Source organism: uncultured Adlercreutzia sp. (genome assembly GCA_910585575.1).
In the GTDB taxonomy this organism is placed as follows: Bacteria; Actinomycetota; Coriobacteriia; order Coriobacteriales; family Eggerthellaceae; genus Adlercreutzia.
On sequence record CAJUFS010000072.1, the window covers coordinates 1 to 12,253 of the forward strand.

General features: G+C 63.9%; 11 protein-coding genes, 1 pseudogene and 1 riboswitch. Of the genes and pseudogenes, 7 read left to right on the forward strand and 5 right to left on the reverse strand.

What is annotated here, in order from left to right; translation table 11 throughout:
* Window positions 1–253 (reverse strand): CoA transferase (locus tag QZ307_RS09205; RefSeq protein WP_295999031.1); only part of this gene is annotated, 253 nt, incomplete at its 3' end.
* A gap of 243 nt (window positions 254–496) precedes the next feature.
* On the opposite strand from QZ307_RS09205, the gene QZ307_RS09210 reads away from it, so the two are divergent.
* Window positions 497–1,534, forward strand: a complete 1,038-nt coding sequence (locus QZ307_RS09210; RefSeq protein ID WP_295999034.1) for a WYL domain-containing protein — start codon at window positions 497–499, stop codon at window positions 1,532–1,534.
* Between the two features lie 13 nt (window positions 1,535–1,547).
* Here the strand turns inward: QZ307_RS09210 and QZ307_RS09215 are convergent, their stop codons facing one another.
* Entirely contained in the window at window positions 1,548–3,203 is a 1,656-nt protein-coding gene (locus QZ307_RS09215) for a PAS domain-containing hybrid sensor histidine kinase/response regulator (RefSeq protein ID WP_295999036.1), read from the reverse strand.
* A gap of 168 nt (window positions 3,204–3,371) precedes the next feature.
* Here QZ307_RS09215 and QZ307_RS09220 point away from each other — a divergent pair, with 168 nt between their 5' ends.
* Window positions 3,372–3,953, forward strand: a complete 582-nt coding sequence (locus QZ307_RS09220; RefSeq protein WP_295999039.1) for a hypothetical protein — start codon at window positions 3,372–3,374, stop codon at window positions 3,951–3,953.
* Here QZ307_RS09220 and QZ307_RS09225 read toward each other — a convergent pair.
* The gene (locus QZ307_RS09225) at window positions 3,950–4,876 is read right to left on the reverse strand and encodes a LysR family transcriptional regulator (protein ID WP_295999042.1); all 927 of its coding nucleotides are present in this window, start codon (window positions 4,874–4,876) and stop codon (window positions 3,950–3,952) included. The two genes, QZ307_RS09220 and QZ307_RS09225, sit on opposite strands and share 4 nt — an antisense overlap.
* Before the next feature lie 368 nt (window positions 4,877–5,244).
* On the opposite strand from QZ307_RS09225, the gene cysK reads away from it, so the two are divergent.
* On the forward strand, window positions 5,245–6,180 hold the full coding sequence (cysK, locus tag QZ307_RS09230) for a cysteine synthase A (RefSeq protein WP_275206970.1): 936 nt from the start codon (window positions 5,245–5,247) through the stop codon (window positions 6,178–6,180).
* Between the two features lie 185 nt (window positions 6,181–6,365).
* Here cysK and mnmA read toward each other — a convergent pair whose 3' ends face one another.
* Window positions 6,366–7,595: a tRNA 2-thiouridine(34) synthase MnmA gene (gene mnmA / locus QZ307_RS09235; protein ID WP_295999048.1), complete on the reverse strand. Its 1,230-nt coding sequence runs from the start codon at window positions 7,593–7,595 to the stop codon at window positions 6,366–6,368.
* A gap of 195 nt (window positions 7,596–7,790) precedes the next feature.
* A riboswitch (TPP riboswitch) is annotated at window positions 7,791–7,918 on the forward strand.
* A gap of 46 nt (window positions 7,919–7,964) precedes the next feature.
* On the opposite strand from mnmA, the gene QZ307_RS09240 reads away from it, so the two are divergent.
* From QZ307_RS09240 to QZ307_RS09250, 3 genes are all read left to right on the forward strand, one after another.
* Entirely contained in the window at window positions 7,965–8,936 is a 972-nt protein-coding gene (locus QZ307_RS09240; RefSeq protein WP_295999051.1) for a hydroxyethylthiazole kinase, read from the forward strand.
* A gap of 34 nt (window positions 8,937–8,970) precedes the next feature.
* On the forward strand, window positions 8,971–9,267 hold the full coding sequence (locus tag QZ307_RS09245) for an MTH1187 family thiamine-binding protein (protein ID WP_295999054.1): 297 nt from the start codon (window positions 8,971–8,973) through the stop codon (window positions 9,265–9,267).
* Between the two features lie 159 nt (window positions 9,268–9,426).
* A complete protein-coding gene (locus QZ307_RS09250; protein WP_295999057.1) occupies window positions 9,427–10,086 on the forward strand; it encodes a 4Fe-4S binding protein in 660 nt (219 codons plus the stop codon).
* Here QZ307_RS09250 and QZ307_RS09255 read toward each other — a convergent pair.
* Window positions 10,083–11,612, reverse strand: a complete 1,530-nt coding sequence (locus tag QZ307_RS09255; protein ID WP_295999060.1) for a PLP-dependent aminotransferase family protein — start codon at window positions 11,610–11,612, stop codon at window positions 10,083–10,085. The two genes, QZ307_RS09250 and QZ307_RS09255, sit on opposite strands and share 4 nt — an antisense overlap.
* A 336-nt stretch (window positions 11,613–11,948) precedes the next feature.
* Between QZ307_RS09255 and QZ307_RS09260 the strand changes: the two are divergent.
* Window positions 11,949–12,253 (forward strand): annotated as a pseudogene (locus tag QZ307_RS09260) (hypothetical protein); the annotation flags it as partial.

Below are 12,253 nucleotides of genomic sequence, written 5' to 3' on the forward strand. Positions count from 1 at the left end.
TGCCCTCGTCGGTTTTCACGTTCAGCGTGAGCGACTTCTTGTTGGCGTTCAGCTGGAGGTAGTACACCGACCAAGAGTCAGCAATATCGAGCAGCTCGGTACGGGTGGGGTCACCGCCGGGACGCTCGATCTTGATGACCTCGGCACCCATCCATGCAAGCAGCTGCGTGCAGGACGGTCCGGACTGAACCTCGGTCCAGTCGATCACCTTCATGCCGGCCAGAGGAGCCGTCGAATTATTTGTTGCAGTCACAGGAACACCTCGTTTCTTTCGAGTTCAGAATGTGCTACGTTGTCTATTCTAGGAAGGGAAAGCAGCTGGTCGGGTCTATGAGCCTCTTTGTCATCGAGCGGTTTGCCGCCCGTGGACAACAAGAGACTTTATCTGCCGACGGAATGCCGCCCTTTCTGAATGCACCCCTGTTTCACCCGCTACCGTATACCCTCGTCGGCCCCGCAATTGCTTCATCCGCCCCCTCTTGAGAGGATGATCTTCATGGACAACGAGCGTCAGAAACTCAAGCTTTTGCATCTCATGCGTTTGTTCTATCGACACACCGACGAGCAGCACGGTCTCTCCACGCCTCAGCTCATTGAGCTTCTGGCCGCCGAGAACATCGACGCCGAGCGCAAGTCCATCTATCGCGATATCGATACCTTGCGCTCCTTTGGCTTCGACATCCAAAAGCTGCCCACGCGCCCCACCACCTACGCCCTGGTCTCGCGCTCGTTCACGGCCGCCGAGCTCACCCTGCTCATCGACGCCGTGCAGTCCTCGCGCTTTCTGACCGAGCGCATTTCGAACAAGCTGGTGCGCGGCGTGGCGTCGTTGGGCTCGAAGCACCAGGTCAGCTCCATCGCGAAGCACGTGCACGTCGAGGGCCGCATTCGCATGCAGAACGAGTCGGTGTTCCACAACGTCGACGTGATCCACGAGGCCCTGGCCGCCAAGCGCAAAGTGGCCTTCCGCTACGTGAAGCATGACGTGAACAAGCGCCCCGTGGCCCAAGGCAAAGGGCGCACCTACCTGGAAACCCCCGTGCGCCTGGTATATTCCGAAGGGTGCTACTACCTCATCGCCTACAACGAGAAGTACGAGAGCTTCCCCGTCTACCGCGTCGACCGCATGCAGGGCCTGCGCATTGCCGACGAGACTGCCGCACGCAACGAGGCCATCGCCACCTTCGATATCACCGCTTTCAGCAGCCGCACCTTCAGCATGTTCGGCGGTGAGGCGGTGCCCGTCACGCTGATCGTGGGCGAAGAGGTGATGAGCGCCATGATCGACCGCTTCGGCAAAGATGTGGAGGTTACCCCCGTCGACGAGGGCCATGCGCGCCTGTGGACCACGGTAACCGCCAGCCCCACCTTCTTCGGTTGGCTGGCGCAGTTCGGCACTGCCGTGCGCATCGAGAAGCCGGCCGCCCTCGCCGAGCAGTACGCCGCTTACTTGCAGGACATCATTGCCGCCTATGAGCGGCAGGAAGAAGACCCGGGAACGCCGGAAGCCATCGACGACGAATCGAAGGCTTAACGGCGCCGACGCCTTACGCCACCACCGTGGCCATGAGCGCCTCGAGGCGCCGCACGTCCAACGGCTTGGGCAGGTGCGCGTTCATGCCGCTCTCCAGCGACCGCATGCGGTCTTCCGAAAACGCGTTGGCGCTCACCGCGATAATGGGCAGCGTCGCGCGCAGGGCGTCGGGCAGCGCGCGAATGGCGCGCGTGGCCTCGTAGCCGTCCATGACGGGCATTTGAATGTCCATAAGTACCACATCGTAGGCATCGGCCGGCCGCTGGGTGATTTTGTCGACGGCCACGCGCCCGTTCTCGGCCGTCTCCACCCGGTAGCCCGCGTCCTCCAGAAGGCACACGGCAATTTCGCGATTCAGCTCGTTGTCCTCCACCAGCAGGATATTGCGCACCGAGCCGAGCCCCTGATGGCCTGCAGGGCTGGCGGCGCCCTCCCCCTTCTCCACCACGCGCAGCCGCACGTCCACGGTGAAGGTAGACCCCTCGCCGGGAGCGCTGTCCACATCGAGAGATCCTTCAAGCAAGTCGAGCACGTAGCGCACGATGGTCAGTCCCAGACCCGTGCCCTGCACCCCGCTGTCGGTGGTGTTGTTCTCGCGCTCGAAGGGCAGGAACATCCGGTCGAGGAACGCCGGCTCCATACCGATGCCGTGGTCGGCCACGACGAACCGGAAGGACGCATAGCCCGCCGGCGCCCCCGGCACCTCCTCCACCGCCAGCCGAACGGCATCGCCGCGGTGCGAGTACTTGATGGCATTGTCCACCAGCTGCAAAAGCAAGTGAGACAGGCGTACGGCGTCGGTGATGACCGCGTCGTGGGCCAGGGGGGCCACGTCCAATTGCACCTCAACCCCATTGCGCTGGGCGGTATCGCGGCAATCGAGGGCCACCTGATCCATGATGGCGGTAATGCGGCACTCGGCCTCGGCCAGCTGCATCTGCCCCGCTTCGAGGCGGCTGATCTCCAGCGTCTCGTTCACCACGTCGAGCAGCTGCTCGGAGGCCACGCGAATGCGGTCGGAATAAGTGAGCACGCGCCCGTGATCGTTGCCGTGGGCCTTGATGAGCTGTGCGTAGCCCACCACGGCGTTGAGGGGCGTTCGAATGTCGTGGCTCATGTTCGACAGGAACGTGTTCTTCGCCACATTGGCTGCCTCAGCCTGGGAGAGCGCGCTGCGCAGCAGCGAGCGATGCTCCAATTCGCGCTCGTAGGCCTCGGTCAGCTGGGCGTTTATCCTCTCGAGCTCTTCCACATGGGCCCGCTTCTTGTCCGTGGCGTCATTGACGAACACGTAGAAGAAATCGCCCTCCTCGGCACTGACAAAATGACCGTAGTCCTCGATCCAGCGCACGCTGCCGTCGCGGCGCACGATACGGTACTCCACATAGTCCATGTCGTAGGTGCTGGCGGCAATTTGATGCGAGATGGAACGCTCCACCGAGTCGATATCGTCGGGGTGCACCATGCCGGGGAAGGTAAAGCCCGTGAGCTCTTTGAATTCCTCGAGCGTCGCGCAGCCGAACATGCGCAGACACGCGTCGTTGACGTAGACGAGCGATTCGTCGCCATGGGCGTGGTAGACGAAAAAGCCACCGGGCATGCAGTCGAGCACCTCGGATATATCCAGGTGCATGCGCTCAAAGAGCGTCGGGGTTTTCAGCTCGGCCATGGCGAGGATCCTATCAGGGTAATTCGCGTTTTTTCGTATCCTATCACTGGTTATCCCGCGCGCGAACCACTGCATCGAAAGTCTGTCACAAAGCGTTACGCGAAGGAAACAATTACTCCTCGGTATAATGACCTCACCCCAACCAATTGCCGTCACTGAAGGAGCGTCATGGCCGAGCGCACCCAAAGCCCCACACGCACCAAAGCCACCTGGAAGCCCCGCGTCGACGAAGGCGACCCGAGCTTTATGCGCGTCGGGGATGCCACAGCCGTCGTGCTCGACCGCGGCCAGGCAGCCCGCTTTCGCGAGCCCGGGCGCTCTCCCGTAGCCGAGCTGCCCTATCAGGGGGCTTCCACGCCCTTCCCGGACACGAGCGCCGCTCTGCCCTTGCTGGAAGGCGACGCGGTGCCTGCGGGGCTTTCCCTTGCCTACCGCATCGTCGGCGGCTACGACGCCAACGCGGTGGAGGTGTCGTGGAGCATTCCCGCCGCGTTGGCCGATGCCGCAGAGCGCCCCGTGCGTCTGGCGTGGGTGATGCTGAAGACCTTCACGGGGCTGCAGGTGAAATACCCCCTGCCCGGTAAGCACGGGCCCCTCGTATTCGCCCTGGCCGACGAAGACGCCTACGTCTACTGCGACGAGCCCGTCTGCAAGGAGTGCACCTTCCGCTGCAAGCAGGGCATGGTGCTCTACGGCGCCTTCGAGGGCCTCGGCGTGGTGCGCCAGCCGCTGTCGCCCAACCGCCGTTAAAGGGCGGCTTGGGCCAGCTGATAGCCCTCTACGAACAAGCTGAGCTTCTCGATATAGCGCTCGGCCAGCTCGGAGAGCTGACGCTCGTTGTGCACGATGTAGCCGACGCGCATGCGCTCGGTGGTTTGCAGCGGCACGCTGGCGATGCCCGTGTACATTTCGCTGGACAGCACGCCCGTCGAAATGGTGTAACCGTTGTGATGCGCCAGCAAATTCGACAGGGTGCCGCGATCACTGACGGCGATGCGCTTCTCGTGGGGCAGCTCGGCCAGGGGTTCTTCGGCGTAGAAGAACGAGTTATTGGACCCCTGCTCGAAGGAATAGCGCGGGTAATCGGTAAGATCGTCGATAGTGACCAGCGTGCGCTGGGCCAGCGGATGATTCTCGCTGACGAACACGTGGGGCTGAGCCGTGAACAGCTGGTTGAAGGACAGGTTAGCGTCCTCCAGCGCATGGCCGATGACGCTTTCGTTGAAGGTGGACAAATACAGCACCCCTAAGTCGCTGCGGAAGTCGCGCACGTCCTCGATCACCTCGGACGTGCGGGTTTCCCGCAGGTTGAAGTTGTAGCCGTCGCCCTCGTACTCCTCGGCCAGTTCCAAAAACGCCTCCACCACGAAGGCGTAGTGCTGGGAGGTGATGGCCAGCCGCTGGGCGCCGCTATGGCCGGGCCCCGCATAGCGCTGGGCCATAAGGTCGGCCTGCTCCACCACCTGACGCGCATAGCCCAAAAGCTCGATGCCGTCGTTCGTAAGCGTAATGCCGCGGTTCGAGCGCTCGAAAATGGTGACGCCGGTTTCGCGCTCAATGTCGCGCACCGCCACCGAGAGGCTCGACTGCGATACATAAAGACTATGGGCGGCTCCGCTGATGGAGCCGTGGTTGGCAATGGCAATGAGGTAGCGCAGCTGTTGCAAGGTCATGCGAGCTCCAAAGTCTAGTAGTTTTCTAGACATTATACGTCTAACGACGCATCGTCAATGCAGAAATCATACCCAACGGCCCTCCCCCACGCCGTCGCGGCCATCGAAAACCACTATACCCCCTCGGTTGACGGAACCCCGCCATCAGGTAGCATGAGCCCCAGCAGCCAGCAGCGAGTCCGTCGGGGACTACCTCCTCCTCAACCAAGGGAGAGCCCAGCGGAGACACGGGGTGCCCTGACCGAGCGAGTTCCGCAGCGACGAAAACAGCCCAGTGGGCTGTTTTCCAAAGCGAGGACTGTTTGAGCGAATCAGGGTACCCCGTGGCTCCGCCCCCCGGAAGACCCGCGACCAGAAAGGACAGGTTCGTGAACGTACACAAGAGCGTAACTGAGCTCATCGGCCACACGCCGTTAGTCGAGCTCACCAATTACGAGGCGGCGCACCAGCTGCCCGCCACCCTCATCGGCAAAGTGGAGTCCTTTAACCCCGGAGGCTCGGTGAAGGATCGCATCGCCCAGGCCATGTACGACGAGGCCGTGGCCGCTGGCAAGATCAATGCCGACACTGTCATCATCGAACCGACGTCCGGCAACACCGGCATCGGCCTGGCCGCCATCGCGGCGGCCCGTGGCAACCGCATCATCATCACCATGCCCGAGACCATGTCGGTGGAGCGCCGCAACCTCATGGCCGCCTACGGTGCCGAGCTGGTGCTGACCGAGGGTGCCAAGGGCATGAAGGGCGCCATCGCCAAAGCTGACGAGCTGGCCGCCGAAATTCCCAACTCGTTCATTCCCTCCCAGTTCACCAACCCGGCCAATCCCGCCGTGCACGAGGCTACTACCGGCCCGGAAATTTGGGCCGACACCGACGGCACCGTGGACATTCTGGTAGCCGGCGTGGGCACGGGCGGCACCATTTCGGGCACGGGCGCCTATCTGAAGGCGCAGAACCCCGCCATCCAGGTGGTGGCCGTGGAGCCCGCCGGCTCTCCCGTGCTGTCCGAGGGCCGCGCCGGCGTGCACAAGATTCAGGGCATCGGCGCCGGCTTCGTGCCCGATACGCTGAACACCGAGATCTACGACGAGATCATCCCCATCACCGACGAAGAGGCCTTCGCTGCCGGCCGCGAGCTGGCGGCCCACGACGGCCTGCTGGTGGGCATCTCGTCCGGCGCCGCGGTGGCCGCCGCCACCAAGCTGGCCGAGCGCCCCGAGAACGCCGGCAAGAACATCGTGGTCATCCTGCCCGACACCGGCGAGCGTTACCTGTCCACCCCCATGTTCAACAGCGCCTCTTAAACCAGTATTGCCTAAGAGCGCTCCAGGCGCCCCCTGTCCCTGCGGACCGGGGGCGCTTTTTGCAGCTACCAGAAATTCGAGCGCGAGACGACCTTGGCGCAGCAGCGTCAGCCGCGATGCCTTTTGCAAACGAGCGGCAGCCCATGGCAGCCCGCAAATCGGCGCCCGCTTAAACGACAATCGGTTTACCGACAGCCGGCGATGGTGCCGCCTCCCACCACCAGGTCGCCATCGTAGAGCACCGCGGCCTGACCAGCCGCGGCCGCCCGCTGCGGCTCGGCGAAGGCAATGGTGAGCTCGTCGTCACCCGTTTGCCGCACCACTGCCTCGACGGGGCGCTGACGGTAATGAGTCTTCACTTGCACAGCCCGCGAACTCTCGAGGCGCTCCACGGCAATCAGGTTGATATCGCGGACAGTCACCGTCGACACCAGCACATCCTCGGCGGCTCCCACAACCAGGGCGTTGGCCTCAGGGTCTTTGGCGAAAACGTACAGGGGCGCCGGCGCCGCCACGCCAATGCCCTTGCGCTGGCCCACGGTATAGTGGATAAGGCCCCGATGGGTGCCGAGCACCTTGCCCGCCCGGTCCACAATGGGCCCCGGCCGAAAAGCCGCTGGCAGGGCGATGCCCTGCTCCGGGCTCGATGCGCCAGCCTCAGTCGCAAGCCCCGAGCCCGCAAGCCCCAAGCGCCGGGCGATGAAGCCTACATGATTCCCGTCGGGCACGAAGCAGATATCCTGGCTCTCGGCCTTTTCGGCGTTCATGAACCCGTGGGCACGCGCCACATCCCGCACCTCGCTCTTCGTCAGATCACCCAAGGGGAAAAGCATATGGGAGAGGGCGTCCTGGGTCAGGTGATACAGCACGTAGCTCTGGTCTTTTGTCTCATCCCGGGCGCACAGCAGCTGCCAGCGCCCCGTGGCGTCATCGAAGCGGCGGCGGGCGTAATGGCCCGTGGCCACATAATCGAGCTCCAGCTCGCGACGACGGCGCTGGAGCGCATCGAATTTCAGATAGCGGTTGCAGTCGATGCAGGGGTTCGGCGTGGCGCCCTCCACATAGGTGGCGCAGAAGCGGTCGATCACCTGCTCGCCGAACAGATCGCCGAAATTGAAGGTGTAATGGGGCACGCCCAAGCGGCGGCAAACCGCCTTAGCGTCCTCCACGTCGTCCAGCGAGCAGCACGTGGATTCAGCGTCGCAGGCCACATCGGCGTTGCTGAACAGCTTCATGGTGGCGCCCGTTACATCGAAGCCCTCCTCGCACAGCAGAAGCGCCGCCACCGAGCTGTCGACGCCCCCGCTCATGGCCATCATGACGCGCCGAGGCGATCCCTCAGGTTCGCTGATTGCGCTGGGCGCATCCCGCAAGCCCAGCGCATCATGCAAGCTCTGTCGTTCGTTTCCGTTCATGGCGGCCATCATAGCACAGCGCCTCTACCCTCCCTCGCAATCCCTGACATCCCCTCGCACTCCCCCACTCTCTTCCTCTCTACGGCCGCCCTCCCCCTTTGCCTGCACCCCCTCTCGCCCTCTTCCCCTTTTCCCCTTTTTCTGCCCGAATTCCTTTACCCGCCCCTTAAGCCCCGACACTTTCCGCTATGCTTTAACTCGTTGCAGGGGTACCGTCCCTGTCGGCTGCGCTTCAGCGCGACGGGCGGCGGTTGAGAGGGCTTGCGCCCAACCCTTAGAACCTGTCAGTTAACACTGTCGTAGGGAGCACCATCGCTTAACGAAGCGCTCCCCGGACGGAGCGCTTTTTTGCGCTCGGGAAGGAACGTCATGACCACGTTTACCGAAACCGAATTGCGCGCCTTGATGGCCAAGGCCGTGCGCGAGGTGCGCGCCACCAATCCGCTGGCGCCCTCCATCACCAACACCGTCACCCAGAGCTTCGTTGCCAACGCCCAGCTGGCCGTCGGCGGATCAGCGGCCATGGTGTACCTGCCCGACGAAGGCGAAGCCGTCGCCCAAGCTTCGGGTGCCACCTATATCAACCTGGGCACGCTTTTGCCCATCTATGAGGAAACCATTCCCCGCACTGCCCAGGCCCTGGCCGCGGCCGGCAAGCCCTGGGTTCTCGATCCCGTGGGCATCGGCATCGGCAGCCTGCGCTCGCAGCTGCTGCGCCAGGTGCAGCCGTGCAAGCCGGCCTTGGTGCGCGCTAACGCCTCCGAAGTGATAGCCCTGGCGAGTCTGTGGGGACTGGACGTTGACCGAACTGCCGCGTGCAACGACGCGCAACCCGGGGCGGCAGACGCAGCAACCGACGAGAGCCAAACGCCCGGAAGCACGGCCGCCGGCGACACCAACGACAAGCCAGTAAGCGCCGAAGCAGCCGCAGACGCCCCGAGCGCCGGCCCCCGCGGCGTGGACGCTACCGATTCCGTGGACGCCGCCGAAGCGGCAGCAGCGGCCATCGCTCGCTTCACGGGAGGCGCAGTGGCCGTATCCGGCCCCATCGACCTGGTCACCGACGGCACCACTGCCGTGCGCCTTACCGGCGGCTCGCCGCTGATGGAGCGCATCACCGGCGCCGGCTGTTCATTGGGCGGCGTGGCGGCGGTGTTCTGCTGCGTGGCCAACCCCTTTGTGGCCGCCCTCGCGGCCACGGCAGCCTACAACGTGGCCGGTACGCGCGCTGCCGCCCGCTCCGACGCCCCCGGCAGCTTCCAGGTGGCTTTCCTGGACGAGTTGTACCACCTGACCCCCGAAGACGTCGCCGACGCTCCCCTGAAGCTGGAAGCGCGGTAGCACCGCCTCCTAGACACCGAAGAAAGGAAGCCCCATGAACACGTTAGTTGCTGTTGCCATCGCCCCCTTCGGCGTGGGCGACGAGCTGGCCCCCTACGTGGCCGAAGCCGTTCGCATCATCCGCGATTCGGGGCTGCCCCATCGCACCACCTCCATGTTCACGGAGATCGAAGGCGAGTGGGACGACGTCATGGCCGTCGTGCGCGACGCCACCTTCGTCCTGGCCAACCAGGGCATCCGCACCGAGGTCATTTTGAAGGCCGACGTGCGCCCCGGGCACACCGACACCCTCAACCGCAAGATAGCGGCCGTCGAGGAGCTGCTGGCGTAGCAGGCGGCAACGCCTCAAGGACCAAAGCTGCGCTGCTTCCCCCGATGGCGAGGGCGTAACGAAATACTTTCGAGGTGCGGGCGGGAACCGCCGCAGGCGTTCGAGAACTCTATGATGAGAAGCATAGAAGCTTGGAACCACCTGCGGAAAGGAAGCGCCATGCTGCGTACGGTCATTCAGATTGACGAGGAAAAGTGCACGGGCTGCCGCCTGTGCGTTGACGCCTGCCACGAGGGCGCCATCGGCATGGTGGACGGCAAGGCGCGCCTGCTGCGCGACGACTACTGCGATGGCTTGGGCGATTGCCTGCCCGCCTGCCCCACAGGCGCGATTACCTTTATCGAGCGAGAAGCGGCGGCTTACGACGAGCACGCCGTCGCCCAGCACCTAGCCGCCCGTGCCGCTGCCGAGCAGATTGCCGAAGACGACCTCGATCGCACCGTGGCCGAGCTGCCCAGTCGCCTGGTGCAGTGGCCAGCGCAGATCAAGCTTGTGCCCACTCAAGCGCCCTACTACAACGGCCGCGGTCTGCTGGTTGCCGCCGACTGCACCGCCTTTGCCTGCGCGAGCTTCCATGAGCGCTTCATGAAGGGCAACGTCACTATTATTGGCTGCCCTAAGCTGGATCAGGGCTCCTATGCCGAGAAGCTGGCCGCCATTATGGCCGACAACGATGTCACCAGCGTCACCATCGCCCGCATGGAGGTTCCCTGCTGCGGCGGCCTGGAACGCGACACCGCCCAGGCGGTGGCTCTCAGCGGCAAAGACCTGCCCTTGAACGTGGTTACCTTCTCAGTGACAGGCGAGGTCATCGCCTAGCTCAAACAGGCACGCACCAGGGCCTCGGCTATAGCCACAGGATTCTCCTCGGGCAGCGACGGCAGCGACACCACCATCGTTGCCGGCCGGGACTTCACCGAAAAGGCACCGGGAGCCTGCGAGGGCACAAGGCCCGCAGCCAACTCGGTATCATAGGCCCCCAAAGGCACGAGATGGATGCCCCGCGACGACGCCGCATCAGCGATAGCCTGCTCACGTCGGGCGGCTTCCTCGGGCCAGAGAGGCTCCGCGCTATCCACCTCGAGAAGGAAATGCAGCCCCGCTCCCGCGCGCCGAACAGTCAAGCGCTCGGCGCCGTCAACATCGTGCAGCGCAGCCAGCAAGGCATCCTGACCACGCCGATAGCGGGTGCGCTGACGATTCACGTGGCGCTCATACTCGCCCGTCTCTATCAGACGGGCCAACGTTAACTGATCAAGCACGCCCACCGTGCAAGCGTAGAACCCCAGACGCTCGCGGAACACCGCCGCCAACTCGGGAGAAAGCACCATATAGCCAATGCGAAACGTGGGACCGAGCGACTTGGTAAAGGTGTTCAGATAGATAACGCGCCCGGTTCGATCCAGCGACTGCATGGCGGGAATGGGGCGCCCTGTCATGCGAAATTCACAGTCGTAATCGTCCTCGATAAGGAAGCGATCGGGACGGTCCTCGAGCCAGCCGAGCAACTCCCGCCGTCGTCGGGCGGTCATAACCGTGCCGGTGGGCAGCTGATGGGAAGGCATGCAGTGCACCACCGACACGGCTTCGTTGCTGGAAAAGGTCATACGCAGGCCGTCCCGATCTAGCGGTGCAGCAACCAGTCCCACATCATTGCTGCGATACACCTGGGCCAGGCGCGGATACCCCGGGCTCTCGATGGCAAAGGTGCGCTGACGGCCAAGGCCCTGCACCACAAAGGAGTAGAGTGTCTGCGCACCAGCGCCTACGACAATCTGATCGGGGTGTACCTCAATACCGCGTGACGCGCGCAGATACGCCGCCAGGGCCCGGCGCAGCCGCAAGGCCCCCGTAGGGCTTGCGGCTCTTTGAAGGCTCGCCTCGCTTTCCTCCGCCAGCACCTGCCGCGTGGCCCGCGCCCACGTTTTATAAGGGAACACCCCTTGCAGTGCCGGCGCCGTCTGCCCCCCTAACTCTTCCCAGACCCCCGTGGCTTTCCCCTCCCGGCCGAGCAGCACCTCGCGCAGAGGTGTCTCCCCCACAGGCGCTTCGGTAGGATGAAGGCCCAAACGGCGAAGCCGTCGCTCCTGATCGGAGGGCAGCGCCAATGAGGCCACGAAGTGCCCGCGGCGCTCTTGGGCATAGGCGTAGCCCTCGGCGACAAGCTGGCGATAGGCGCCCTCGACAGTGATGACGCTCACCCCTAAGTGACGGGCGAACTCACGCTTGGGCGGCAGTTTCGCCCAAGGCTTCAAATGTCCTTGCTCTATATCGCGGCGCAGACAACGGTAGAGCTGTTCATAGAGCGGCACCGTCGAATCTCTCTGCAAGTCATAGGTAAGCACCGATGGCTTCCTCTCCTTCCTGGGCTCCATCAGGCCGCCCGCACTTCCACTAGATCGACCGTACTTCCACTAGATCGACCGTACTTCCAACCGCTCGCTGCTGAGACCTCCGTCAGATCGCCCGAAAACCATCAACTCGCTTGGACATCCATCGGCCGCTTAAACCTTAGGCAGTTACCGGCAAAGGGGTTCTCCAGCTGTGACCTTATCAATTTTTAAAAAACTGGCTATATCGATATAACCACAGCCATTCTACACTACCCAGCACCCCCCAACGGAGTCGCGCCTGGCTTCGCCGACGCTTCCCCCGCCCCATTTACCCCAGAAAGGAATCTTATGGCCCCCTTGTCCTCACCCGAAACGTCCGGCGCTTTCACCTCCACCACCGCTTCCGCCGCGCCAGCCTCCACTGCCGCCGCAGCGTCGACCGCCAGCGCTCCCGCCCCAGTTCCCAGCGGCGCCGAGCAAATTGCCCTCAACCGCCAGCTCGCCCAAATGCTCAAAGGTGGCGTCATCATGGATGTCACCACGCCCGAGCAGGCACGTATCGCCGAAGCAGCCGGCGCCTGCGCCGTCATGGCCTTGGAGCGCATTCCCGCCGACATCCGCGCCGCCGGCGGCGTCTCGCGCATGAGCGACCC

Coding starts and splice junctions, on each gene's coding strand:
- mnmA (WP_295999048.1), bottom strand. CDS start 7,595: ATGAACGGAAACGAACGACAGAGCTTGCATGATGCGCTGGGCTTGCGG.
- QZ307_RS09225 (WP_295999042.1), bottom strand. CDS start 4,876: ATGACCTTGCAACAGCTGCGCTACCTCATTGCCATTGCCAACCACGGC.
- QZ307_RS09245 (WP_295999054.1), top strand. CDS start 8,971: ATGAACACGTTAGTTGCTGTTGCCATCGCCCCCTTCGGCGTGGGCGAC.
- QZ307_RS09210 (WP_295999034.1), top strand. CDS start 497: ATGGACAACGAGCGTCAGAAACTCAAGCTTTTGCATCTCATGCGTTTG.
- QZ307_RS09250 (WP_295999057.1), top strand. CDS start 9,427: ATGCTGCGTACGGTCATTCAGATTGACGAGGAAAAGTGCACGGGCTGC.
- QZ307_RS09240 (WP_295999051.1), top strand. CDS start 7,965: ATGACCACGTTTACCGAAACCGAATTGCGCGCCTTGATGGCCAAGGCC.
- QZ307_RS09215 (WP_295999036.1), bottom strand. CDS start 3,203: ATGGCCGAGCTGAAAACCCCGACGCTCTTTGAGCGCATGCACCTGGAT.
- QZ307_RS09220 (WP_295999039.1), top strand. CDS start 3,372: ATGGCCGAGCGCACCCAAAGCCCCACACGCACCAAAGCCACCTGGAAG.